Source organism: Paenibacillus sp. An7 (assembly GCF_009870785.1).
Lineage (GTDB): Bacteria > Bacillota > Bacilli > Paenibacillales > Paenibacillaceae > Paenibacillus.
The window spans coordinates 95,746-121,839 of record NZ_WTWX01000010.1; the positions used below are offsets into that span (position 1 = coordinate 95,746).

Consider the following 26,094-nt stretch of genomic DNA (forward strand, 5'->3'; position numbering starts at 1 on the left):
AAGCTGTACGACTGCTTTGAATATGATACAATGGGAGTGTGATTCAATAAGAATCATATCGGGTAATCATAGTGTCAGGTACCTGTCTTCTCAGGAGTCCCGGCCTAAAGCTGAATATTGCCGCGCACACTTCTTCATGGTATCAATTTAGATCTTTCTTTTTGCATTCTCTAAACGGAGCATTCACTTTCAACGTTTTGGGAGGGAGTTATCATGGCAACAAAAGGTCATAATGAGGTCAAAGAAAGTTTACGGGAAATGACTCGTATATTCAGGCCGAAGGATCCTAAAAAATTCGTGAAGGAGTATGTGAAAAAATACCGGATAACAGGAGGGTATGAAGAGGAACTGACGCTTGTAGTTGAGCGTGAATTAACTAGACTGAACTCCTCAGTCTCCTGATTCGTTTTTTTGTAAGGCATTCCCGTTGTATTTGCTGATTATATTGCTTTGTTGTTTATAGAACCGCCACCCTGATGAAATTGAAACAGAGAGGCGGTTTTTTTTGCGTCTTCCTCAGCATATATATGGTAAAGGTTCCATGATTATAGAGGAGGACGGCCATATGTCGGTAAAACTTAAAACAAAAGAAGAGATCGGTTACATGCGTGAGGCCGGACGAATCTTAAAAGCATGCCATCGTGAAATTGAGAGAAAACTCGCGCCAGATACGACAACCAAAGAGATTGATGAATTTGTAGAAACCTTTCTCGCTCGAAATGGAGCAGTTCCCGAGCAAAAAGGCTATAAAGGGTACCCGTATGCAACCTGTGCGTCAGTTAATGATATCGTGTGTCATGGATTCCCGAGTAAAAAGCCGCTTAAATCAGGTGATGTTGTCACCATTGATATGGTTGTTAACAAGGATGGATGGCTCGCAGACTCTGCATGGACCTATGCGATCGGAAAAATCGATTCAAAAACCCAGCGTTTTCTTCGTCGAACCGAGAAAGCAATGTTACTGGGTATCGAAGAAGCCGTACCAGGTAAAACGATAGGGGACATAGGATACGCTATTGAAAAAAATGTAAAGCTATGGCGTTACGGCATTGTTAAACCGCTCGTAGGACATGGAATTGGCAGATTAATGCATGAGCAGCCTGATGTTTTTCCTTATGGAAAAAAGGGAACTGGAATGAAGCTGGTTGAGGGTATGGTGATTACAGTTGAACCTGTTTTGACCATGGGAAGAACAGGCGCTGTTTATTGGGAAGAAGATGGCTGGACGGTCCGATCAGCAGATGGAAGTATCGGTGCTCAGTATGAGCACACGGTAGCGATTACTAAGGATGGTCCGTTGCTGCTAACGAGCTAGACAATCAAGCTGCAGGGAAGTGGTTAGGAATCCCGCTCTATCACAAAGCGGGTTTTCTTTTTTGTGGTAAATGATGGATAAAAATAGAATAAAGCTCTGAGATAAATGTGCATCACAGCATAGAATAGGGATTAGACTCTATAAAATGTTACTAGGTTTCATATCTAATTGTTTGCACTAATATACATAAATTAGCCCTATGGAAAAACAACTCGAATCCTCCCGTTTTATCCGTATATTGGAAGAAAACAATAAACAAACTCCAGCTTATATTAGACTGAAATCGTTAACAAGTCGGGCAGTGGCGCGGTTTTTTTCGACTTAGTGAACAATTTGTGAACATGTGTCTAAAGATTGACAAAAAGTTGACATCAACTTATATTTAATAAGTGATTGTATTAATTGACAGGATTACAACAAAGGTACTAGAACAGTAAGAATAATCGCTTTCTGGAACCAGATGGTAATCAGCGAAAACGGGAAAAGTGGGGTAGATAGGTGATGAAAAGGTGGCAGTACGGAAAACGGATCCTCCTTTTACTGACAGCATTCTCTTTATTATTGTTGTCCGCTTGTGGTCGAGAGGATTTATCTGTAATGAACCCGCAAGGTCCTGTAGCACAAGGTCAGCTTGATTTGATGAAACTTGCTATAACGATCATGGTCGTCGTATTGCTTGTGGTATTTGCCATCTCAGCTTACGTATTGGTCAAGTTCAGACGCAAAAAAGGACAGACTGAAGTACCGGAACAAGTGGAAGGCAATTTCAAGCTTGAGGTGATCTGGACTGTGATTCCGCTCATTCTTGTTATTGTACTCGCTGTTCCTACGGTTGGACAGCTCTCCGCACTTGGTAAAGATTACACCAAAGACAAAAATGCCCTTCAGGTTAGAGTAACGGCTCACCAGTACTGGTGGGAATTTAGTTATCCTGATTTGGGTGTGACGACCGCACAAGATCTTATCATTCCAACGAACAAGACGATTTCTTTTGTCCTTGACAGTCAAGACGTAATTCATTCCTTCTGGGTCCCATCCCTTTCCGGTAAGATTGATACCAACTTTGCAGGGGATGACGATACAAAAGGGACAACAAACAAGTTCCATTTTTCCGCACCGAATGAAGGCGTTTACCGGGGTAAGTGCGCAGAGTTATGCGGACCATCTCATGCTTTCATGGAGTTCAAAGTTAAATCAGTAAGCCCGGAAGAATTCGAGAACTGGGTTGCTTCTATGAAAGCACCGGCCGTTCTTCCTGAAGATGAGCAGCTTGCAGAGAAATTCAGATCTGCCTGCCTGACGTGTCATGCCGTGGGAGATCAAGGGACTCCAGTCGGCCCAAATCTCACAGGAATCGGCAGTAGAGAAGCAGTAGCTAGCATGCTTCTGAACGAACGTGAAGGGCAAGCGGGGGCATCTGTTGAAGATAACATGAAACAGTGGCTTCATGATCCGCAAGAAGTGAAACCAGGCAACAAAATGCCGAATCCTAGTGATCTTGGACTCACGACAGAAGAAATTGATGCCATTGCTGAATACTTGGCGAGTTATAAGCTTGAATACGAAACGAACAGTGCGGATTGAGAAGGAGGTACACAACGTTGGCTCACGCTCATACGGTTAAACGGTATACCGGACTGATGGATTGGATTACGACGGTTGACCATAAGAAAATCGCAATACTTTATTTGATGGCAGGAGCTCTGTTTTTTGGTATCGGCGGTATTGAAGCGATCTTGATTCGTATCCAGCTGATGGAACCATACAATCAAATCGTTAGTACACAGATATTTAATGAACTGATTACGATGCATGGTACAACGATGATCTTCCTAGGTGTTATGCCGATTATCTTTGCTTTTATGAATGCAATCCTCCCTCTTCAAATCGGAGCCCGGGACGTAGCATTTCCATTCCTTAATGCACTGGGTTTCTGGACGTTTCTCTTCGGAGGAATCCTGCTGAACCTGAGCTGGCTCATGGGCGGAGCTCCGGATGCGGGATGGACTTCATATGTGCCGCTGGCAAGTACCGCATACAGTGATACACATGGGGTTGACTTTTACACCATTGGACTGCAGATTGCGGGTCTCGGTACGCTGATTGGGGGGATTAACTTCCTTGCCACAATTATTACGATGCGTGCTCCAGGCATGTCCTTTATGCGCATGCCGATGTTTGCTTGGACGACATTTATTACATCCGCTATGATTCTATTTGCTTTTCCGGCGATTACGGTTGGGCTTGTCCTGTTAACTTTTGACCGGATTCTGGGTGCAAACTTCTTTAGTATAGAAGGCGGGGGTAACCCTGTATTATGGCAGCATATCTTCTGGATCTTCGGGCATCCCGAAGTATATATCTTGATCTTGCCGGCCTTCGGTATTATTTCAGAAGTTATCCCTACATTTTCAAGAAAAAGATTGTTTGGTTACAGCTCGATGGTCTTTGCAACGATCTTGATTGCATTTTTAGGATTCATGGTATGGGCGCATCACATGTTTACGACCGGCCTCGGTACGATTGCGAATGCACTTTTCTCTATTTCTACCATGCTGATTGCCGTACCAACCGGGATCAAAATATTCAACTGGCTCTTTACGATGTGGGGAGGACAGATTCGCTTTACAACAGCGAACTTGTATGCGATCGGTTTCTTACCTACCTTTGTAATGGGCGGAGTGACGGGTGTTATGCTCGCATCTGCACCTGCGGACTTCCAGTTCCATGATACATACTTCGTTGTAGCACACTTTCACTATGTTATTGTGGGTGGTCTTGTACTGGGTATATTTGCAGGACTCACGTATTGGTGGCCAAAAATGTTTGGACGTCTTCTTAATGAGACGCTTGGCAAAATTACATTCTGGTTCTTTATTATTGGATTCCATCTCACCTTCTTCGTTCAGCATTTCCTCGGTCTTTTGGGAATGCAGCGCCGGGTTGCAACCTATGCGCCGGATCAAGGTTTGGATGAACTGAACTATATTAGTACCATCGGAGCATTTTTGATGACGATCGGCGTTATTTTGTTCTTAATTAATGTGGTTATTACTTTCAGAAAACCAGCCGATGCACCGAACGATCCTTGGGAAGATGGACGTACACTGGAATGGTCCATTCCATCACCGCCACCTGAACACAACTTTACACAGATTCCACTAGTGCGTGGTCTTGATGCTTGGTGGAAAGAAAAAATGGCAGGCAACACGGAAATGACACCTGCAGAGCCGCTTGGTCCGATTCATATGCCTTCTGCCACACCGCTTCCGTTCCTGATGTCTGTAGGGATTTTCATCGCAGGTCTGGGTTTCATGTTCTCAAACGACGAGTTTGGCAACGGATTTATGAACTTCTTGTTCAATAATTATATCGTGGTTATCATTGGTCTTCTCATTACATTTGGATCTATGGCCGCACGTTCCTTGTTCGATGATCATGGATGGCATATTGATCCCGAGGAACTGGAAGATAAGGGGGCTAAGATATGACATCGCCACATACAGAAGCTGTAAATGGTCAGCTGCCTCACGAACCTGAAAAAGCGACACTGGAAGGACGCAACAAGGTCCTTGGTTTCTGGCTCTTCCTTGGAGGAGAGGCGGTACTGTTCGGTACTTTGTTTGCTACATTCCTTGCGCTTCGTAATCAGACCGTAGAGGGTCCTACAGCAAATGAACTATTCCATCTGCCCCTTGTGGGAGCTGCTACTTTTATTCTGTTAGTAAGTAGTTTAACGAGTGTTTTCGCGATTCAAGCCATGCACAAACATAATGTTAAAAAGCTGATTTTCTGGCTGATCGTTACGGTTATCCTTGGTCTAGGCTTTCTTAGTTTAGAGATCTATGAATTCTATGAATATGTTGTTCACAAGAACTTTGGTATGACAACAAGTGCTTTTAGTTCCGCCTTCTATACGCTTGTTGGATTCCACGGTGCTCACGTCGCATTTGGTATTGCTTGGATAGGCATACTAATAGGGCAACTGTACAAAAAAGGGTTGACGGTCGTCACCGCGCCAAAGATCTATGTGTCTGCAATCTATTGGCACTTTATCGATGTGGTATGGGTATTCATCTTTACGGTCGTTTATCTACTGGGAAAGGTGGTTTAATCCATGGCAAGTCATGAACAGGCTGGCAATAACAGTGTCAAGCATCGTCATCGCCCGGAAGGGCCAGAAAAACATGTGGTTGCCTTTATTTTCTCCATAGGTTTAACTTTGATCGCTTTTGGAGCAGTGGCTGCAGGCGGAGTGAATACTGCCTTTACGGTTATTCTCTTGCTCACCATGGCCGTTCTGCAAGTGATTATCCAAATGGCTTACTGGATGCACATGAAGGATAAAGGACATCTTATTCCACTCATTTTTATGGCATTCGGATTTTTCGTGGCCTTTACGGCCATTATTACCGCTTTATTTTGGGTATGGTGGTAACGACAGTAGAAGGCGGCGAATCTTTTTCGCTGCCTTTTCTTCTTTTCATAAAGCCATTTATTTACTGTCATGAAGTAAGGCAGGAGGGGAATTATGCTTGGACTAGAATACTTTAGTTTCGCGGACGTTTGGAGTCCACTGTTTTTGGCTTTGATGCTTATACTGACAGCACTTTATTTTGTAATGGTTGGCCCGCTTGCTTATAGTGCAGGAATAGCGGAAAAGACGACCCCAGGACAGAAGATTATGTTCGTATGCGGAATGTTTATTCTCTATATGGCACAGGGAGGCCCAATTAGCCTGCTGGGACATACCATGTTCACCTTTCATATGATTAGTATGGCGCTGTCCTATATCGCTGCACCGCCGCTGCTGATGAGAGGGATTCCATCCTGGGTATGGCGTAAAGTGCTTGACTATCCATTAATAAAATCCTTTTCTTTCTTAGGAAAACCTATTGTAGCGGCACTCATATTTAACGGACTATTTTCGATTTATCATATACCGCTCGTGCATGACTACGTTATGCTGAACTTCACGGTGCATCGACTTTATTACATCATTCTATTCATTGCGTCACTTCTGATGTGGGGATCCTTAGTGCATCCTGTTCCTGAGCGGGATAGGGAATCGAGCCTTGCTAAGATCGGGTTTATTTTTCTAAACATGGTACTGCTTACACCGGCCTGCGGACTTATTATCTTTGCTCCAGAACCGCTGTTTGCAACGTATAGTGATCCAAACGTTTGGGCGACTGCGATGGGGTACTGTTACTCGGGTGATCCTCAGATCCTTTTGCAATCTGTCGGCGGACCCTCTTACTTTAATTTGTTACCCAATGCACAGCAGGATCAGCAGGTAGGCGGAGTGATCATGAAGATGATCCAAGAATTGATTTTTGGGGTTATGCTCGCATATGTCTTTTTTCAGTGGTACAAGAAAGAGCGGAGTGAAGAAGAAGAGATCATACCAAACGTATCCTAACCAGGTAGACGAGATACAGGCGATTGCGTAAGATTCACCAGCATGAAGAACACGGGGGGAAAGAACATGGATTTATATTTTTGGCTGCCTACACTCAGTACGGCTTTTATCGTAATCAGTGCAGTACTAGTGGGAATCGGATGGGTACTTATTATCCAAGGGAAACGAGCAGCACATAAGAAAATGATGCTTGCCGGTGCCTGGGCAGCAATTCTGTTCTTCATAATCTACAGTTCGCGGACAATCATTGTAGGGAATACAGCTTGGGGCGGTCCAGATGATTTGAAATTATTCTATCAAGTGTTTCTTATTTTCCATATTGTCATGGCTACCGTGGGAGCTATATTTGGCATTACAACCCTCCTATGGGGCTACAAAGAAAAATATGCGAAACACAGGCGGCTCGGCAGAGTGACTTCTATGATCTGGTTTTTCACTGCCACAACAGGGGTTCTTGTGTATACTCTGCTCTATATCCTTTATCCAGGAGGACATACGAAGCCTGTTTGGGAAGTTATTATAGGGGCTTAAAGATATAAGACATGAAAGATTAATGATGTGAAATAAACAAATTGAAACAAACAAAATAGTAATAGAAAATATGAGAAAAGGAGACAAGCGTCTCCTTTTTTTTGTGTAAAAAAGTCATGAGATCAAGGTGTGGTTATCATCATTTTTTACTTTATGGAAGAAAAAGGTTGACGGAGGTAAGTTTTGGTTTGTATACTGTGTATAAAGATATATACAGTAATCACACCTAGTTTCAGTGGAGGGGATGGAATCATGAATTCGACAATATGGAAGCAAGCATGGTGGTTGACCAAAACAGATTTTAAGCGCGATCGGCTGAACTGGATCTGGACAATTCTATTCACTCTATACATTGCGGCAATTTCCGGAAGCTTCCTTACTGGTACGGGGTTAAGAGAAATGAAAATGCAGGACTACACGTTAGTAGTACATAATATATTCCTTCTGCTGATCCCATGTTTAGGTTTCTTCCTCTCAAGAAGATCATTCCGGTATTTACAGGATGACTCTTATTCACAGATGTTATCGTATATGCGAAGATTACCCATTCCTGCATCAACCATTTTATGGAGTCGTATATTTCAAATGTTGGTTACTTTTGCTATAAACGGTGTAATTTTTTTCACTGCGATCTATTTTCTCACTCTGCGGGCAGAAAATTTCAGGCTAGATCAAGTTCTCGCTTTCTCACTACTATGGATCGGGTATGGAGTTGTTGCAAACACCTTATATATATACTCGGAGTTCGCAATGAATGGAAAACTTTGTTTTTTGTTAGGCATCGTTAGTTTTATAGTACTTTCTTTTATCGCGCTCACGATATCTATACTTGATTGGAACCTGATTCAGTTTTCGATAGAGCACAGTCAGAAGTGGGGGTTACTTGCTCCCGGAATGTGGATCATGCTCATATCTGGAATCCTCCTCATGACACTCACTTTTAAGCATACGAAGAAAAAATTATTACTACGAGATGTAAGTTAATCTCTGTTTCCACCTTGTTCATAAGCAGGGAGTGAGCATCGTAGAAAATATCAATTTATATAGAGAAGGGGGAGGCATCGCGTGCACATACCTATACAGATCAATGAGAATAGCGCTGAACCCTTATATTCCCAAATAGAGAATCAATTGCGTTCGCTTATTATTACAGGCCAAGTCAAAGAGGGTACATTATTGCCCTCCATTCGTGAATTTGCAGGCAATCTTAGCTGTAGTGTCATTACGGTCCGAAGAGTATATCAAGATCTGGAGAATGAGGGCTTGCTTCGTACGAAACAAGGTACAGGAACCTTTGTTGCTCAGGTTGGGATAGATAAAAAAGAAGTTTATAAACAGGGGGCAGTAAGAGAGGCATTGACTCAGGCCGTGAAGGTTGGCAAATCTGTTGGCAGTACTCGTAAAGAACTGGAACACTGGTTTTCTGAAGTGATGAATGAGTTTTATACGGAGAAGGAGGAGACAGAGAAATGAACGAGTACTCAGTAATCTCCATGCATGGAGTGTATAAATCAAGAAAAGGAAAAGCGATTGGTCCCATTCATCTAGACCTTCATGAAGGATATATTTATGCCCTTGTCGGACCCAATGGTTCAGGAAAAACGACACTTCTGAATATGCTTCAGAAAGTTGTACTCCCTGAAGCAGGACACATTTTATGGTTTGGCGAGCAGTATGATAAGAAGGAACTTCCACCAGAGATACGTGAAAAAATAGGATCAGTTGCTGAGTATTCAAGTCCAGAAGAGGATCGACTTACGGTGGAGGAAGCAGCCGAATTCCGAGCTTTCTGGTATCCGAATTGGGATGCCGCTCTATTCGAGGGATTGCTTACTAAGTTTGATGTACCCCGAGGCAGCAGATTAAAGAAAATGTCCAAGGGAGAACGGCGCAAGTTTGAGTTAGCCGCCGCGCTTGCGGTTCGGCCTAAACTGCTCATTTTGGATGAACCATCTTCTGGGCTCGATCCTTTCGCATGGAAACAGATGCTTGCGGAGCTTCAGCTATACATGCAGCGAGGGGATACTACGATTATTATTGCGACTCATATCATTGATGAGATCCGAAAGCTGGCAGATTACATCGTGCTGATGCACAAAGGGCAGACGCTCGGTATGGTGGAGAAGGATCTTTTGCTGGATAGTTGGCGAGAGATTTGGTACGAAGGAGAGATCAAACCGGCTCATTTGCCTGGAGTTTTGGAATGGTCAGAGGAAACGGAACGGATTCGTAGAATAGTAACAACGCGTGCAGCAGATGTACTTGAAGTGTTAGATGAAGCGGCGATACTACCACTAAAAGCAAGAGTACTTGAGCTGGAGGAAATTTTAATGTACTGGATTCAGGGGCATGGACCTGCAGGATGGGAAATGAAAAAGGGGGAGCATATCAAATGAATCGACTCGAACTGAACCAAGTAATGAAGCAGTATGGAGACAAACTTGCAGTTAACGGGGTAACTCTTTCGGTGAAAGAAGGAGAAATCTACGGATTGCTTGGTGCCAATGGGGCAGGAAAAACGACAACGATGCGTATGGTGCTTGGACTTATTTATCCTGATGGGGGTCAGATCAGCTACAACGGCAAATCATTCAGTCCTGAACTTCAGCATCTGATGGGTTACTTGCCTGAAGAACGTGGAATGTACCCGAAGGTTAAGGTAAGTGAACAGATCAATTACTTAGGTCGTCTACGCGGAATGTCAGCAAAAGAGGCAGACGAGAGCTTAAAATACTGGCTTGAGAAATTTGAGGTGCCAGAGTACTACGACAAACGAATTGAAGAACTTTCTAAGGGAAATCAGCAGAAAATGGGATTTATCGCTGCTGTTGTTCATCACCCGCAAATTCTGATTTTAGATGAAGCATTTAGTGGTCTTGATCCCGTGAATGTGGAGCTGCTGAAATCAACAGTAAAAGAAATGCGAGATGAAGGAACAGCCATCTTGTTCTCGACACACCGTATGGAGCATGTTGAAGAGCTGTGTCAGAATATCACCATACTTCAACGCGGTAATTCCGTAGTGGAAGGAAGCATTAGAGAGATTAAATCTAGATATCCTCGTGAACAGGTACGTTTGATCACTTCAGAAGAGGTGAGCGGACTGGAGCTATTGCCGGGTGTTACGAAGGTGGAACGAATGGAGCGTGGCTATCTAATCACGATTCGTTCCATGGAGGCGGCCCAGCTTGTGCTGCAAAAAGCATTAGAAACCGCTACAGTGGAGCATTTTGAGATTAAAGAACCTACACTGAATCAAATCTTTATCAAGGAGGTAGGAACAGGTAATGAATAAACTTGGGACGATTATCGGATTTACCTACAAGCAGAAGGCGAAGACCAAAGCTTTTAAAGTGACGACCCTCATCCTTGTGATTCTGATGACGATTGGTATGAATCTTCCTTATCTTATTTCCTCTTTTAATGGTGGAGAAAAAGATAATGGCGGAGCGAAAGGAGCAGACGTTCCCTCTATTGGTCTTGTGGTATCGGATCCTGAACAACAGGGAGTAGGAGAAGAACTAAAACTATATACAGATGGTCTTATTAACCCTGTATTTAAGCTTGTATCCTACGAATCAGCCGACGAATTGAAGCTAGACGAGGATGTAAACGATGGAATTATTGACGGCTATGTAACGCTTGAGAATATGGAAGGATCTGTATCACCTATAGCAACCTACTATTCTCCGGGTGGGGATGTATCTTCCGAAGTGGCAACGTGGCTGCAACTTGCCATTCAAAATGCAAAAACCAAAGTAATCGCACAGAACTCCCTTACGGAACAGCAGATCGCAGATATTAGCACACAGGTATCACTGATTACGAAGGAAATAAATGTAGAAAATAGTTCAGGCACTGCAGATACAGAGGATGCCGCTTCACAAGGTGTAAACTATGCATTTGTCTATGTGCTCATGATTCTATTCTTCTTCTCTACCGTGATGACAGGGAATATGATTGCTTCCGAAATTACCGCAGAGAAAAGCTCACGGATTATGGAGATTCTCATCACGAGTGTGTCTCCAATGACGCAAATGTTCGGTAAAATCATCGGTATTTTCTTGCTGAGTTTGACACAGATTGGGATCTTTGGACTTACGATCTTCGCAAATCTCATGTTGCCTCATAATAAAGAAATGCTCAGTTCCATGAACATTGATTTAACTTTACTGAATCTCGATGTACTTTTTTATGGACTATTATTCTATATATTTGGTTATTTCTTGTATGCCGTTCTGTTCGCTGCGATAGGTTCCATTGTCAGTCGTACGGAAGATTTAGGTCAGGCGCTTACGCCAATGACGATGCTGTCTCTAGCTGCTTTCTACATCGGGATCTTCAGTATGGGAACGCCGAACAGCTTACTTGTTCAAATCTCAAGTTATGTGCCGTTCACTGCTCCAACGGTGATGATCCTTCGGGTCGGAATGGGAGAGATCGCGGTATGGGAGATATGGGTATCCTTAATCATTCTGATTGCAGCGATCTTAGGTTTTGGATGGTTGTCAGCGAAGATCTATCGTACGGGCGTACTGATGTACGGGAAACGTCCGAGCGTAGCGGAACTTCGTAAAGCGATGAAAGCTTTTAAAATGTAACTAGAATACAAATCATTTATTTATTTCGTTAGCCATTTATAAGAGTTGATTTTTATTTAAGGTACTACTGGATTACATTCTATTATTCATAAATGAAGGAGAATCTAACATGAACCATTGGAAAAAATCGCTCTTATCGCTCATTATTTCAGCGGGTATGCTCGCCTCAGCAGCCCCTGCATTGGCTGCACCACAGCAACCGGTACTAAAGATAAACGATCAGAAAGTTAAATATGCAACAAGTACACCTATTGTTGACCAGGGCACAATGATGGTACCGCTGAGAACAACATTCGAGGCGATGAATGTTAAGCTGTCCCATGTCCAGAATGGAACCATTCAAGCAGTTGTTGACGGTAAGCAGATTACATTGAAAAGTAAAACAAAGCTGATTAACGGCGTAACCTATGTTCCCATTCGTACCGTGGGTGAAGCCACCGGTTACGAAGTGCATTGGGATAAGAAGTCCCGAATGGTGCTTTTGGTTTCCAAAACAACGGGAGAAGCTGCCCGCGGTTTCATGTGGGAAGTGAAGAACAACGGGAATACCGTATATCTCGTAGGATCGATGCATATTGCGGATGATAGTTTTTACCCACTGCGTTCAGAGTATGAGGAAGCTTTTGCTGAAGCGGATTATCTAGGTGTAGAGGTCGATATTAGTAAAGCCGTAGATGAAGAACAGCAAAAATTGATTACGAATATGGGAATGTACCAGGATGGAACTACGCTGAAGGACCATGTGTCCAAGGAAACCTATGCGAAGCTTGAAGAAATTCTAAAGCAAAATGGAATGGAAAAGAACGCACTAGATGCATATAAGCCTTGGGTAGTCGAGACAACGATCAGTACACTGAAAACAATGACAGCAGGGTACGAAGCAGCTGCAGGTATTGATCTGTATTTCATCCAGAAAGCGATGGAGCGCAAAATACCAGTTCTGGAGCTAGAATCCTATGAGTCCCAACTTGGCATGTTTGATGATTTCTCCAAGGAGTTGCAGGAGCGGAATTTGAAGACTGCGCTAGACGATTTTGATACGCTTGATGATAGTGTGGACCAAATGGCCGATATGTGGAAATCAGGGAATGATGAAATGTTACTTGAATTCACCAACAGCATGGCTGTCGAACCTGAGTTTTATAAAGCGATGCTGATTGATCGAAATATTGGAATGGCAGATAAAATCGACGGTTACCTGAAAAGCAACAAGAAAGAAGAGTATTTCATCGTTGTTGGCGCAGGACACTATCTGGGTGAATACGGCGTTATTAAGCTGCTTCAGGATAAAGGCTACACAGTGGTTCGCAAATAAAGCGTGTGATTGTCACTGGCTTTAAATAACCAGCACACACAGTGAACTAGACAGCCAAGTGCGAGGGGAGTCAGGATACAGCACATGGCGGCATCCGAAAAAAAGTTACAGCCAGGCGACGTAATTGTTGCCTGGCTAATTGTCGTATTTATAATTCTTATTCTCTTTCCAAGTCTATAGATATAAACATATTCATATAAATGTTGGGATTATGTGGATTTTAGCTAAATAGTATATTAAGATTGTAACTGTTGTAAATTTTGGTAAAGGTATTTAATTTCATGTAGAATTTACATATATAAATCTTGCGAAACGCGAATTATCTATAGGAGCAGAATATTTTAGGAGGAAAAAGGAGTTATGTCACTAGAAACGCATAAAGAAAACAAAGCAATACCTCAGGTGAATAATTTATTTTTGTTATTAATGAGACAATTACGAATCAAACAGTGGACGAAGAATCTACTTATTTTTGCAGTATTACTATTCTCATTGGATCATTTTAGTGTGATGAACTTGGTGAATACTGTCATTGGATTTATCCTTTTTTGCTTTGTTTCTGGGAGTGTCTATATTCTCAACGATTATGTTGATATCGAAGCTGATAAGATACATCCGACGAAGAAAAATCGACCGATGGCTTCTGGCGAACTTAACCCTACGTTTACGTTATTATTTGGGGTGGCCTTATTAACGTTTTCCCTTATTATGTCTCTCTTTTTAAGTTATTTATTTACGATTGTTCTTGTAGTCTATTTCATTATCAATGTGCTTTATTCTCTAAAACTAAAAGAAGTTGTGATTATTGACATTATGATTATTGCTGCCGGGTTTGTTTTACGAGCTTTAGCAGGCGGACTCATCATCGATGTGAATATCACTCCTTGGTTTCTACTTTGTACCCTTTTACTCTCTCTCTTTCTAGCGATCGGAAAAAGAAGAAATGAGCTGTTCATTTTGAACACCGAAAGCACCTCACATCGAAAAGTACTAGCAAAATACAATATGATGCTGCTCGATCAACTCATGGTTATTGTGGCTACGTCAACGATTATATGTTATTCGATGTTCACGTTTAGCTCTGGCCGAACAATTCACCTAATGTGGACCATTCCACTCGTCATCTATGGTGTTTTTAGATATTTATATCTCGTTCATGTAGAAGAAAAGGGAGGATCGCCAGATCGAATTCTCTTAGAAGATAAACATATATTATACACGGTGATTTTATATGTTTTGGTTGTTCTCGTTATTCTTATAACTTTTGAATAGTGATTTATTTTTTTCCAAGGAGATTTTAATAATGAAGAGGAATTTTGCCATATTCGATGTGGATCATACGTTAATTACAAGAGACTCGATGTTTCTATTTTTTTGGTTCAGTCTTAAAAAGAAACCGCAGTATGTTTTAAACATCATTCCTGTAGTATGGAATACCGTATTGTTTAAACTTGGCTTGATTCATGTTGGTGAGGTAAAAAAATACTATTTCTACCTCATGAAGAAGCTGACAGAAGCTGATCTAGAAGAGTTTTATGACAACAAATTGAGTAGATTCATATGTGATCATGTTCGGAGCGAACTTATTAAAAAGAAGGAAGAGGGATATCACATCCTTTTGGTGTCTGCATCACCTTATGCATACCTAAAGTATTTTGAAATCAAAATGCCTCAGATCGACAAGGTCATTGCGACCGAACTGAATGTGGATACAGAGGGGAAATACATAAATACAATGAAGGGGGAGAATTGCAGCGGCGAGGAAAAGGTGAGAAGGATTCATCAATATCTAGACGAGAACCATCTCTCTATACATTTTGAGGAATCCTACGCCTACTCTGACTCAAAAACAGATAAACCCATGTTTCAACTAGTTCAGCATAAAAAATGGATAAATAAACGTCTTAGGCGGATTGAGGATTTTAAAGCATGAACAAAACAAAATACACAGGAATAAGTTTGATGATCCTTTCCTCATTTATGTCTGCTACAGGACAATTGTTTTGGAGATGGGGACATACCGAAGTCATCTATATTTTTATCGGTTTCTTATGTTATATGATTGGCGCTGTACTGATGATTAAAGGTATGGAGTATATCCCACTGTCTGTGGCAGCCCCGCTCATGTCGATCAGTTATATTCTAGCGTTAGTGTATGGAGTGACTCTCTTTAATGAAAGTATAAATATTCAAGATCTATTTGGCATTGTTTTTATAGGTATAGGAGTGACTATGACTTCTTATGGAAAAAAATAGTTTAGCGTATGTACTGGTAGTCGTTATGACCCTATGTGGCTCGCTTGGATCGGTCTTATTTAAAAAGTATTCTTTTGATAAAAAATGGCTTGTACTGCTGCTGGGTTTATCTTTTTATGGAACAGGATCCTTAATAAATATTTATTTATTAGGCATTCTTCCCTATTCTACGGTCGTCATTTCAAACGGTTTGACCTTTATATGGACCATCCTGTTGTCCTACGTGTTTTTCAAAGAAAATATTAATTCGGTTAACATTGGGGGAGCTATTTTTATAAGTTTGGGATTGTTTTTAATTATTTACTACTAGTACAAAATAGGATGGGTGAGTATGAATTTTTTAAAATATGTAACGAAAGATAAAAGACAAAATTATACGGCATTGATTATTATTTTCGTTTTTACAGCGCTCTATCTTTTATTGAACTTCCCATATATTACGTATATGAGCGATCATGCAAGTCTGCTTCAGCGTTTCAGCCCGTTTTACGGCGTACCCTTTACTTTAAATATTTTCAATTTCGATCCTTCTCTATACTATTCATTCAATCATGGGTCTGTAGTGCATCCTTTTATTAACTTTCTAACGGTCCCCTTAGCTTATGCAGCCAAGATGACGGTGAATAATTCTTTCTTTCTGATTCTTCAATCGGTAATCAATGCGGTTAGCACTGCTGTGTTTTTTATTTACTTGTGCAGACAAAAAGTATCTTATACATATGCTGTAATCTTCACACTTCTCTTTGGATCGAGTTCATATTTAATCTTTACCTCACTTATTCCAGATTCCTATTGTTATGCTCAGTTTGGACTTCTTGTCTCTATCCTGTATTTACAGTACTGCAGAACGCATGACAGTTATAAAGTAATACCAATCGCACTATTTGGCTTTTTAAATTTTGCTATCACATCGACGAATATCGTACCGTTTTTTATTGCTGTTTTTATTAGTGTTTATAAGAAAAAAGAATTAAGAAACAACCTGTTGTTAGTCTTAAGGATAGGTGTCACATTTATACTGACAACAGTCTTATTTAGCTTAATTCAGTATATCTTGTTCGATGGGCATACATGGTTTGAGAAAATGGGAACAAATTTAAATAATGCAGGATTCAGTTACGTTGCTCCATTCTCACTTCAACATCACTGGAAAGCTTTTTACATGTTATTCGTTAGTCCGATTCTTACCCCATCGATCACTTTAATAGATCAGGGGATTGTAGCCTTTGCAACAGACATTACCGCAGACTATTCTATTTTTTCTCACCTATTAGGAATGGTCTTGCTGATCTCAGGAGCGGCTTCTATTTTTTATAGAAGAAAAGAAAAAGATACATGGACATTAATGTCCTTTGTCCTTTTTGCTGTATTCCTGCATCTTGGTATTGGCTACGGCTTGGGTGCATTTAAGTATGATTTATATCTTTACGCAGGGCATTACTTATTCGCTCAGTTATTGATTATCGCTCAAGTTACGAAGATCATAAGACACAAAAGATGGACTTCATTCTTTATGGTGATCATGGTACTCATTCTAATCCTAACGATAACAAACAACATTATTCTTCATTCGAACACACTTGAAGTCATATCAGATGCTTATCTTCAAATGTGATAAAAGAATTTATTTATGTAAACCACCTCATTTTTATGAGGTTGGTTTTTTTATTCTGGAAAAAAACTCTTTACTTTTTTTAAAAAATTTGGTTTTGTGTATAAAGAAAATCATAAGGAAAGAGGTAAGCCATGAAAAGAATGAACGTCGAAGGGTATTTAATAAAAATGAAAGGAGCAGGCAGCAGTCCACTGCAAATTGATGTAAAAGATTCACTGACTGGACTGATCGGAGGTTTCATAACGATCTCGATTCTAGCATTTCTCACCAGCATGACCTCTTCTGAATGGTTAATGGCTCCTTTTGGAGCAAGTTGTGTACTTGCATTTAGTGTATGGAATGCTCCTTTATCACAGCCCCGTAATATTATCGGCGGTCACTTTGTATCGGCACTCGTTGGGTTAGCAGCTTACCATCTCATTGGCGCAAAACCTTGGGCGATTGGACTTGCAGTAGGCTTGGCCATTTCACTGATGATGTTAACGAAGACGACCCATCCGCCAGCGGGAGCAGATCCCATCATTATTATGCTGGGCGGATATGGTTGGAGTTATCTTCTTTCACCTGTACTTATTGGTTCTCTGATCATTGTACTCATCGCACTCATCATCAATAACATGCGGAGTAATCGTGCATATCCGACTTTTTGGATCTAGTTATAAGAAGATATAGATGAAGAGGAAGTAAGTAATTCAATTAGTTTTTGAGCAGACTTACTGAGATAATGTTGCTTTAGCCAGATCACGGCAGAGCTAGAGGTGGCTTGAGGACCATTAATTTCATATGTCTGAATATTACGGTTATCATATCGGTGTAATGAGGAACGAGGAAGTATAGACGCCCCAAAACCGGAAGCCACAAGTTCTACCAGAATCCCGATATCGGAACATTCTCCAACAATAGCAGGAGAGAGTCCCCGAGCATGAAATTGATCCAAGATTAAGTGATACAGTCCAAGCCCCTCCGTGCTAGGGAGGATAAGTGGATATTCCGAAATGGCCTCATAGGAAATAGCACCGTTTGCTGTGACCGATTGAGGCGTGGAGTCCTCTTTTCCTGTGACAAAATATAATGGTTCTGCGCCTACAATGGCGTAATCATAATCTTCAAGTGAAATGGGGAGGCGCACAATCGCTACATCAAGAATCTTTTCTTTTACTAGTTTGGCGAGTACGTTTGTCTCGTTCTGCTGAATTTTGAAGATGACTTTGGGATAAAGGGTGCGAAAAGTACTCAAAATCTCAGGGAGCCGCTCATCAGATAATGTATTAATTCCAATCGAAAGTTTACCTCGTACACCCATTCCCGATTCTTTCACTTCAGCTTTTGCTTCTTCCATCATCCGTGTGATGCTGAGTGCATGCTCATACAGTGTTTTACCCGCAGAGGTAATCTCAAGGTGACGTCCATTCCGATGAAACAGCGGTACACCGAGTTCCGTTTCCATCATCTTTAGCTGCTGACTAAGCGGAGGCTGAGACATGTGAAGTCTTTGTGCAGCGGAAGTCACCTGCAGTTCTTCTGCAAGCGCGATAAAATAACGTAATTGTTTAATATCCATAGGTATGCTCTCCTTGTCGATATCTATATGAATTCCATATACTTTTGCAAGGTATTAAATATTTTTAATATAGTTATGCTCATGATACCATACAAACATAGCATAGGGATGGAGGGATAATGTGAGGTTGCCTGGAGCAGGATTCATTTGTGTACTTGTACTCATGCTTTTAGGTTGTAATCATCCTTCGAACGAACCATCCAGGGAAGAAGTAAAGAAGGAAGGTGGAGAAGGGATGCCATCAGAACTAATCAAGGCAGCTGAACGCGGTGAAACCGACCGAGTCTTAGCATTAGTGGAATCAGGTGTAGATATAAATACAACAGATGCCAAGGGACGGACAGCGATCCTGGCAGCGACTCATAACAATAAGCAAGATACGGTAAAAGCATTGATTGAGGCAGGGGCTGACCTTAATATCCGAGATCAGCGGAACGACAATCCACTGCTCTATGCAGGTGCCGAGGGAAAGTTAGAGATCGTGAAACTCATGGTGGAAGCTGGAGCGGATACCGGAGTAACCAATCGTTTTGGAGGCACTGCTCTTATTCCTGCTGCTGACCGAGGTCATGTGGAGGTTGTGGAGTATCTACTTCAGCATTCGGATGTAGATATTGATCATGTCAACAATTTAGGATGGACTGCTCTGCTTGAAGCTGTCATTCTAGGCGATGGCGGGGTAAACCATACTCAAATTGTGAAACTGCTTGTCTCTCATGGAGCGGATGTTAATCTGGCCGACAGTGACGGGGTCACACCTTTGCAGCATGCTAAGAGGCATGGATACAACGAAATCATATCCATTTTAGAACAGGCAGGGGCTAAATAAAGATATACAAAGATTACGTAATTATGATGGTGAAAGATGGGAAATAGAAATGATGGATCAGTTGAAATCAAGATATTCATTTAGTGTGCTGCTTGCCGGTGTGCAGTGGCTTTTCTTTTTGTTTACAAATACAGTTATGGTACCCCTATCCATTGGTCATGCACTCGGGCTTGCGCCGGGTGAGATTGCTGGATCGATGCAGCGTTCCTTCATACTGACCGGAATTCTCTGTATCATACAAGTGATATGGGGACATCGTTATGCACTGATGGATGGGCCGGCTGGCGTGTGGTGGGGACTTGTTCTCAGTATATGTGCGTCTGCACCTGCGATGGGGCTTTCTCTTAGTTCCGTAGCAGCCAGTCTGGCCAGTGGTTTTATTCTATCAAGTATACTGGTTATTATCCTTACGCTGTGCGGCTTTATAAAAGTGCTCCAGCGTATTTTTACGCCAATTGTTATGGGTGTCTATTTGCTTTTGCTCACTTTTCAGCTGGCGAACACCTTTTTTAAAGGCATGATCGGATATGATCAGACAGGGAAGTGGGATTTGTCGCTTGCCGGTTTGTCACTCTTCATTATTGTGGTTGTCGCCATTATTCATATTAAAGGAAAAGGTAAATTCGGACAGTTCTCTTTGCTGAGCGGAATTGTTGTAGGCTGGATTGCTTATGCTATTCTCTTCGGAGGCGGAGAGAGTGCGCGCTCTGTTGCTGAAGGAGCAACTGGGGTATGGCACTGGTTCCCATGGGGAACCCCGCAGCTAGAGCCTGGAATTATCTTAGTTGGTCTAATCGCCGGCCTCGTAAATATGACGAATACCTTAACGAGCTTAATCGCAGCGAGCAAAATGTATCAGAGAGAGACAACCGAGAAACAGTACAGAAGATCCTTTTTGTTTACGAATATCTTCTCCATTCTGGGCGGTTGTCTCGGACTCATTCCGTTTGGTACCTTTGCTTCCTCTATTGGTTTTCTTGAAAATACGAAGGTGCTGCGCCGAGCTGCTCTATTCGCAGGCTCCGTCATGTTTATCTTGGTAGGGGTATTTCCTTCCCTCAGCGGATGGTTAGCGCAGCTTCCTTTATCCGTAGGAAATGCAGTGCTCTTCGCAGCTTACTTGCAGATGTTTGGTACAGCGATTCGGACGTTCCAAGGGGCAGTTTTCAATCCCAAAACGATCTATCGTGTGGCTCTTCCGGTACTCATAGGAATCAGCATCATGAATATTCCTTCTTCTGCGTTTACCGAGTTTCCACCGCTCTTAACCCCAATTCTGTCTAATGGACTTGTGATTGGTGTAATCATGGTAATTATCCTAGAGAATTTTGTGCGCTGGGATAAATACGAGACAAAAGCAGCGACAACAGCAACTTTGTCTAAGACAAAGACAGCGGCCAATTCTTCCGCTAACTAATACATGATGACAAAAGCCATTACCCCGTAGAGATACCGGGTAATGGCTTTTTTTAATAGGTTGAAATTGCTTCTATATCTTCTGTATCTTCTTTATTTTCCACATCTTCTTCGTGATCTACGGAAGCTTGTCCGGAGCTGAGCACATCTTGAACATATGCTTTTAGTTCAACTGGGTCTTTGACGGTAAGAACAGCTGCACCGCCAATCTTTGTCTCTTTAATTAAATTCATAGGAGGTATTTGCTCAGTAGCTTGGAAATTACTCTGAATCCCAAGAGCGGCAAGCTTCCAGATATCATTAAAGGTAAGGTTCGTATCAATATATGGGCTCACTTCCTTTAGGATCGAGGGAAGCCTTGCAAGGGATGACGTTGTTTTCAGTTTCTCAGCAATGGCTCCCAGCAGTTTCCGCTGCCTTTCTGTTCTAGAAAAGTCCGACATCGCATCATGTCTAAAACGGACATACATTAATGCTTTTTCTCCATCAAGATGCTGAAATCCCTGTTTGAGATCAATATCGTACTCATGGTTATCTGCCTTGCTTACATAATATAGATCTTTTTCTACTTCGATATCCACACCGTCCACTGCATCAACGAGTTTTATGAAGCCTTGGAAGTCAGTGTACACATAATACTGAATGGGGATTCCTAAAAGGTCACTTGCCGCTTGCATTGCTACGTCTGGACCATGGGTAATGGCCGTATTAATTCGGTTGTTTCCATGATTCGGTATTGCGGTGTATGTATCACGTAACAGAGAGAACAAGGAGATTTTCTTCGTAACTGGATCTATAGAAGCCACGAGCATCGTATCAGACCGCGGGATTTCCCCTTCAGAGAAACCTCTCGCATCCACACCCATAAGAAGCACGTTTACAGGCTCATCGCCTTCCCAAACCGGGGGCTCTATGGAAGAGTCCTGATCTACCTTTTCAATATTGTAAAAGGGCGAATCTTCTCCTGTCTTTTGCAAGTCTCCAAGTTCATTTGCAATAGAAATAAAATAGTAACCCCCCGCGAGTAAAGCAACCAGCGCAGTCAATGTGATAACAGTAATCAGGGTTTGTTTTGTTTTCTTGGTCATCAGGTATTATCCTTTCAAATCAAGTAGGATTAAAATCCATAGGTTAAGGGTCATTTATCAAATTTAATTATAAATAAATGTAAAGATGGCGTGCTAATGTTTTAACTTACAGTTTTCTTACGAAATTGTAATATAGGTAAGTTTAGAGATTTTTAGATTATATGGTATCGTTGAAACAAGTAAACCGTTACGTTGAGCTGTATGGTTTTCTTGTTTTAATTCAGTATGGATCACAAAAAAGGAGGTAGAACTCATTGGGAAGGCGTTTTTGCATTTTTATCAAATTGCGGATGTAAACCGATTCAGAAATGGGCTGTGGAATAATTTATATGCATCCACATACCAGGCGGGTAGTCTTCTTTATGCTACCGACAGTCCAAAAAGGATAATGAACTCACTTAGAATGAAACTATTTTTGGAGGTGAATCCCTCAGCTGAGGGAAGTCATTGGACATTGTAACCATTACGAATTTATTTTTACTTGTTATATTGATTGGACTCACTGCTTTTTTCGTTGCATCCGAATTTGCTGTTGTTAAAATACGTATGTCTCAGATCGACCAACTCATTGCCGAAGGCAATAAGAAAGCGGTCTTAGCGAAGAAGGTCGTCGCCGATCTAGATTATTATCTTTCAGCCTGTCAATTAGGTATTACGGTTACGGCGCTCGGACTTGGGGCTCTAGGAAAGCCGACGGTTGAACGCTTATTATATCCATTATTTGATTATTTACAGGTACCAGGATCAATTGCTTCTGCTGCTTCTTATGCGATTGCTTTTATTTTCGTAACCTTTCTGCATGTAGTAGTGGGAGAGATGGCACCTAAGACGGTAGCGATTCAATACGCCGAGAAGATGACGATGTTGCTAGCTGCACCCCTTTATGGGTTTGGTAAGGTGATGTATCCATTCATTTGGGCATTAAATGGGGCGTCACGTGTCCTTCTTCGCGCTTTTGGTGTAAAGGCTGCGGAACATGATCAGGCCTATTCGGAAGACGAGCTGCGAATTATTATGAATCAAAGTTATGAAGGCGGCGAGATTAATCAGACGAAGCTTGCCTACATGGAAAATGTTTTTTCATTTGACGAGCGCGTTGCCAGAGACATTATGGTTCCTAGGACGGAACTGATTACTTTAGATAAGGATATGCAGTATGCAGATATCATACCTATTCTAGATCAATACAACTACTCCCGTTATCCTGTCATTGAGGCAGGGGACAAAGATCGAATCGCTGGGGTAGTGAATGTAAAGAAGATGCTGCCCTATATTGTTTCTGAAAAAGAAAGCACGCTTGCGGATTTCATCCGGGAACTTCCTTATGTTGTTGAAAACACAAGAATTCAGGATGCCATGATCAAAATGCAGCAGCAACAAGTGCATATGGCCGTCGTTATTGATGAATATGGAGGTACATCCGGCATTCTTACCATGGAAGATATATTAGAAGAAATTGTAGGCGAGATTCGTGATGAATTTGATGCGGATGAAGTAGCCGATATACAAAAAACAGGGGAGCATGAGTATTTGATTAACGGGCGTGTCCTCCTGGACGAATTGGAGAAGCAGTTTGGTTTCATCTTTGAGGGCGATGAAGAGATGGACACCATTGGAGGTTGGATTCAATATCAAAAAGGTACGACGGTTGAGACCGGTGATGTGATTGAACATGGAGAATTTACATGGACTGTAGCTGAGATGGATAACTTTCAGATTAAACAAGTTATTCTTCAGCGTGTTCATCATAAATAGAGGGATTCTCTTTTGATGAAAGAAAGTAAGATCAATTTCTTGGAGGTGAATCCCTCAGCCTGAGGGAATGAATTGGACGGAATAATTGCGTTAAACTTAGTTTTGGTTGCTGTATTTATTGGACTCACCGCTTTCTTTGTCGGAGCTGAATTTGCAATTCTTAAAGTACGGATGTCCAGAATCGAACAACTGATTGCGAATGGGAATAAAAAAGCGATAACTGCTAAAAAAGTAGCACATGATCTTGATTATTATCTATCAGCCTGTCAGCTCGGTATTACCATTACTGCGCTTGTACTTGGTGCGCTGGGTGAACCGACAGTTGAAAAGATACTGCATCCGATATTTGAACATTTTAGTGTACCAGAAGCTCTAGCAACTGTGCTATCATACACTATTGCCCTCGCTATTATTACATTTTTGCATGTTGTTATCGGTGAATTGGCACCAAAGACACTAGCAATTCAGTTTGCAGAAAAGATGACATTACTACTTGCTACACCGCTTTATTGGTTCGGTAAAGTCATGTATCCGTTCATTTATGGACTGAATGGTTCTGCTCGGATCTTGCTTCGTATATTTGGGGTGAAACCTTCTGGCCACGATACTGTGTATTCTGAAGAGGAACTTAAGCTGATTGTGAATCATAGCTATGAACGCGGAGAGATCAATCAAACAGAACTTGATTATCTGGAGAACATTTTTGCATTTGATGAACGATTGCTTAAAGAAATTATGATCGAACGCGAGCAGATCGTTATTTTAAGCAGCGGAATGTCCCTTAACGAGATGATGGAAATTCTGAACCAGAATGAATACACGCGGTATCCCGTTAACGAAGAGGAAAATAAACATAGATTTATCGGATTTATTAACACGAAAGAAATGCTGACAAGTTTGGCTGCAGGAAGAGAATGTAGAATGAGTGACTTTATCCATGATATGCCTCGCTTCTCGCAGAACGCTTCAATTAAAGATGTTCTCATAAAAATGCAGCAAAGTCGTGTTCATATCGCGGCAGTAACGAATGAAGAAGGGATTACGATAGGGCTCGTTACGATGGAAGATATCTTAGAAGAAATTGTAGGAGATATTCGTGACGAAGCGGTGCTCATCTAATCATAGCCTGCCTAGATCTATTGTGATCGGGCGGGCTTGTATTTTTGAAGCAAATCATATATCTTAAATTTAAGATAATATAATCATTAATCAATCGGAGCTTGCAGCTACATTAATTAATAAAGGAGAGCTCATTATGTATACGATTGCAGGTCATCATCATATTTCTATGCTCACAAAGGAAGCGAAAGAAAACAATCAATTTTATACAAAGGTACTCGGTTTACGCAGAGTGAAAAAGACGGTTAATCAAGATGACCCTGGTATGTATCATCTTTTTTATGGTGATGTAACAGGAAGTGCAGGAACAGAACTATCTTTTTTTGAAATGCCTCACGTAGGCAGTACGATTCGTGGAACGAATAGCATTAGCCAGATTGGGCTGCTTGTCCCATCCTATGAGAGTTTGGTTTTTTGGAAAAATAGATTTGAGATACTTGAGGTACAACATGGAGAAATCACCCAATATGCGGGGAAAGATGCACTGCATTTTCAGGATAACGAAGGTCTCCGAATGGTGCTGCTGAACAATAACGGATTAGAAATTCCTGAATACTGGTCAGCATGGGAAGAATCTGTGGTGCCTGTAGAGCATCGTATATTAGGAATGGGTGCGATTGAATTAACCGTACGTCATGCAGATCAATTAGACAAAACCTTAAAGGGACTCCTCGGTTATGTAGAGGCATCTCGTTCGGAGCATGAAGTAGTGTATCAATCCATAGTTGGACAGTCCTTTGGAGAGTTTGTAGTGAAACAGCAGGATGGCCCTACGGAAAAACCCGGCAAAGGAAGTATTCATCATATTGCGATCCGTGTGAAGGACGAAGAAGAATTGCGTTATTGGGATAGGGCTGCAAACGAACAGGGATTCCGCACTTCTGGGATCGTAGATCGGTTCTACTTCCAAAGTTTATATTTCCGTGAATTAAATGGAATTTTATTCGAAATGGCGACAGACGGTCCTGGATTTACAGTGGATGCAAGTGTGGAGTCGCTTGGAAAAGGATTAGATCTGCCTCCTTTTTTAGAAGAGAGACGTGCCGAGATTGAAGCGAATTTGCAGCCCATTGATTGATTACTTAGTAGGGATAGAGATGGAAAGCTTGTTCTATACTGCAAAGAATTTATAGTATGCACTACGCGAATATTACCCATACTTTAATGCTTAAAAAGAAGAAGAGCCAAGTATAGACCTGACTCTTCTTTAGGTGGTACGGAGGTGACGGCTCCAATTCGGCTCAGTACTCATCGTAATCTGACCGAAGGAG

Annotated in this window: 27 protein-coding genes; 25 read left to right on the forward strand and 2 right to left on the reverse strand. The window is 41.6% G+C overall.

Translation table 11 applies throughout. From position 1 onward, the window contains the following. The first annotated feature begins 213 nt into the window (after positions 1-213). The 20 genes from GQY27_RS13285 (at position 214) to GQY27_RS13375 (ending at position 17,711) form a co-directional block, all read left to right on the forward strand. Complete coding sequence (locus tag GQY27_RS13285) at positions 214-402, forward strand: hypothetical protein (RefSeq protein WP_047911489.1); 189 nt, start codon at positions 214-216, stop codon at positions 400-402. A gap of 163 nt (positions 403-565) precedes the next feature. Then, a complete protein-coding gene (map, locus tag GQY27_RS13290; protein WP_160035138.1) occupies positions 566-1,315 on the forward strand; it encodes a type I methionyl aminopeptidase in 750 nt (249 codons plus the stop codon). A 498-nt stretch (positions 1,316-1,813) separates the two neighbouring features. Then, positions 1,814-2,899, forward strand: coding sequence for a cytochrome c oxidase subunit II (gene coxB, locus GQY27_RS13295; RefSeq protein WP_160035140.1), 1,086 nt, complete (start codon positions 1,814-1,816; stop codon positions 2,897-2,899). Positions 2,900-2,955: 56 nt separating this feature from the next. Next, a complete protein-coding gene (gene ctaD, locus GQY27_RS13300; RefSeq protein WP_160035242.1) occupies positions 2,956-4,806 on the forward strand; it encodes a cytochrome c oxidase subunit I in 1,851 nt (616 codons plus the stop codon). Continuing rightward, positions 4,803-5,429, forward strand: coding sequence for a cytochrome (ubi)quinol oxidase subunit III (locus GQY27_RS13305; RefSeq protein WP_160035142.1), 627 nt, complete (start codon positions 4,803-4,805; stop codon positions 5,427-5,429). Before ctaD ends, GQY27_RS13305 begins: the two co-directional genes overlap by 4 nt. Before the next feature lie 3 nt (positions 5,430-5,432). Then, entirely contained in the window at positions 5,433-5,753 is a 321-nt protein-coding gene (locus GQY27_RS13310) for a cytochrome C oxidase subunit IV family protein (protein ID WP_160035144.1), read from the forward strand. A 93-nt stretch (positions 5,754-5,846) separates the two neighbouring features. Then, on the forward strand, positions 5,847-6,737 hold the full coding sequence (gene ctaG / locus GQY27_RS13315) for a cytochrome c oxidase assembly factor CtaG (RefSeq protein ID WP_160035146.1): 891 nt from the start codon (positions 5,847-5,849) through the stop codon (positions 6,735-6,737). Between the two features lie 66 nt (positions 6,738-6,803). Beyond that, the gene (locus GQY27_RS13320; protein ID WP_160035148.1) at positions 6,804-7,268 is read left to right on the forward strand and encodes a DUF420 domain-containing protein; all 465 of its coding nucleotides are present in this window, start codon (positions 6,804-6,806) and stop codon (positions 7,266-7,268) included. Between the two features lie 252 nt (positions 7,269-7,520). Continuing rightward, the gene (locus GQY27_RS13325; RefSeq protein ID WP_160035150.1) at positions 7,521-8,252 is read left to right on the forward strand and encodes a hypothetical protein; all 732 of its coding nucleotides are present in this window, start codon (positions 7,521-7,523) and stop codon (positions 8,250-8,252) included. A gap of 81 nt (positions 8,253-8,333) precedes the next feature. Further along, positions 8,334-8,741 carry a GntR family transcriptional regulator gene (locus GQY27_RS13330; protein ID WP_160035152.1) on the forward strand — a complete coding sequence of 136 codons (408 nt, stop codon included), beginning with the start codon at positions 8,334-8,336 and terminating at the stop codon, positions 8,739-8,741. Continuing rightward, on the forward strand, positions 8,738-9,664 hold the full coding sequence (locus GQY27_RS13335) for an ATP-binding cassette domain-containing protein (protein ID WP_201450727.1): 927 nt from the start codon (positions 8,738-8,740) through the stop codon (positions 9,662-9,664). Before GQY27_RS13330 ends, GQY27_RS13335 begins: the two co-directional genes overlap by 4 nt. Beyond that, on the forward strand, positions 9,661-10,563 hold the full coding sequence (locus GQY27_RS13340; RefSeq protein WP_160035154.1) for an ABC transporter ATP-binding protein: 903 nt from the start codon (positions 9,661-9,663) through the stop codon (positions 10,561-10,563). The genes GQY27_RS13335 and GQY27_RS13340 overlap by 4 nt, the downstream gene beginning before the upstream one ends. Next, entirely contained in the window at positions 10,556-11,869 is a 1,314-nt protein-coding gene (locus tag GQY27_RS13345; RefSeq protein ID WP_160035156.1) for an ABC transporter permease, read from the forward strand. The genes GQY27_RS13340 and GQY27_RS13345 overlap by 8 nt, the downstream gene beginning before the upstream one ends. Before the next feature lie 109 nt (positions 11,870-11,978). Further along, entirely contained in the window at positions 11,979-13,184 is a 1,206-nt protein-coding gene (locus tag GQY27_RS13350; RefSeq protein ID WP_160035158.1) for a TraB/GumN family protein, read from the forward strand. 360 nt (positions 13,185-13,544) lie between these two features. Further along, the gene (locus GQY27_RS13355; protein WP_160035160.1) at positions 13,545-14,456 is read left to right on the forward strand and encodes a decaprenyl-phosphate phosphoribosyltransferase; all 912 of its coding nucleotides are present in this window, start codon (positions 13,545-13,547) and stop codon (positions 14,454-14,456) included. Positions 14,457-14,487: 31 nt separating this feature from the next. Next, on the forward strand, positions 14,488-15,117 hold the full coding sequence (locus GQY27_RS13360; RefSeq protein ID WP_160035162.1) for an HAD-IB family hydrolase: 630 nt from the start codon (positions 14,488-14,490) through the stop codon (positions 15,115-15,117). Further along, entirely contained in the window at positions 15,114-15,440 is a 327-nt protein-coding gene (locus GQY27_RS13365) for an EamA family transporter (protein WP_160035164.1), read from the forward strand. Before GQY27_RS13360 ends, GQY27_RS13365 begins: the two co-directional genes overlap by 4 nt. Continuing rightward, complete coding sequence (locus GQY27_RS21755; RefSeq protein ID WP_236570591.1) at positions 15,427-15,750, forward strand: EamA family transporter; 324 nt, start codon at positions 15,427-15,429, stop codon at positions 15,748-15,750. Before GQY27_RS13365 ends, GQY27_RS21755 begins: the two co-directional genes overlap by 14 nt. A 21-nt stretch (positions 15,751-15,771) precedes the next feature. Continuing rightward, positions 15,772-17,055 carry a DUF6080 domain-containing protein gene (locus GQY27_RS13370; protein WP_160035166.1) on the forward strand — a complete coding sequence of 428 codons (1,284 nt, stop codon included), beginning with the start codon at positions 15,772-15,774 and terminating at the stop codon, positions 17,053-17,055. 131 nt (positions 17,056-17,186) lie between these two features. Continuing rightward, positions 17,187-17,711, forward strand: coding sequence for an HPP family protein (locus GQY27_RS13375; RefSeq protein ID WP_160035168.1), 525 nt, complete (start codon positions 17,187-17,189; stop codon positions 17,709-17,711). Here the strand turns inward: GQY27_RS13375 and GQY27_RS13380 are convergent. Then, entirely contained in the window at positions 17,708-18,616 is a 909-nt protein-coding gene (locus tag GQY27_RS13380) for a LysR family transcriptional regulator (RefSeq protein WP_160035170.1), read from the reverse strand. The genes GQY27_RS13375 and GQY27_RS13380 overlap by 4 nt on opposite strands. Before the next feature lie 235 nt (positions 18,617-18,851). Here GQY27_RS13380 and GQY27_RS13385 point away from each other — a divergent pair, with 235 nt between their 5' ends. Continuing rightward, the gene (locus GQY27_RS13385; RefSeq protein ID WP_160035246.1) at positions 18,852-19,445 is read left to right on the forward strand and encodes an ankyrin repeat domain-containing protein; all 594 of its coding nucleotides are present in this window, start codon (positions 18,852-18,854) and stop codon (positions 19,443-19,445) included. A gap of 49 nt (positions 19,446-19,494) precedes the next feature. Then, positions 19,495-20,862: a uracil/xanthine transporter gene (locus GQY27_RS13390; RefSeq protein WP_160035172.1), complete on the forward strand. Its 1,368-nt coding sequence runs from the start codon at positions 19,495-19,497 to the stop codon at positions 20,860-20,862. A gap of 52 nt (positions 20,863-20,914) precedes the next feature. Here GQY27_RS13390 and GQY27_RS13395 read toward each other — a convergent pair whose 3' ends face one another. Continuing rightward, positions 20,915-21,949: an LCP family protein gene (locus tag GQY27_RS13395; RefSeq protein WP_160035174.1), complete on the reverse strand. Its 1,035-nt coding sequence runs from the start codon at positions 21,947-21,949 to the stop codon at positions 20,915-20,917. 447 nt (positions 21,950-22,396) lie between these two features. On the opposite strand from GQY27_RS13395, the gene GQY27_RS13400 reads away from it, so the two are divergent. The 3 genes from GQY27_RS13400 to GQY27_RS13410 all read left to right on the forward strand — a co-directional run bounded on the left by GQY27_RS13400 (position 22,397) and on the right by GQY27_RS13410 (position 25,901). Beyond that, the gene (locus GQY27_RS13400) at positions 22,397-23,704 is read left to right on the forward strand and encodes a hemolysin family protein (protein ID WP_160035178.1); all 1,308 of its coding nucleotides are present in this window, start codon (positions 22,397-22,399) and stop codon (positions 23,702-23,704) included. Positions 23,705-23,776: 72 nt separating this feature from the next. Next, positions 23,777-24,823 (forward strand): hemolysin family protein, encoded by a 1,047-nt coding sequence (locus GQY27_RS13405; protein WP_160035180.1) that lies wholly within the window; start codon positions 23,777-23,779, stop codon positions 24,821-24,823. Positions 24,824-24,959: 136 nt separating this feature from the next. Further along, entirely contained in the window at positions 24,960-25,901 is a 942-nt protein-coding gene (locus GQY27_RS13410) for a ring-cleaving dioxygenase (RefSeq protein ID WP_160035182.1), read from the forward strand. Positions 25,902-26,094 lie beyond the last annotated feature (193 nt).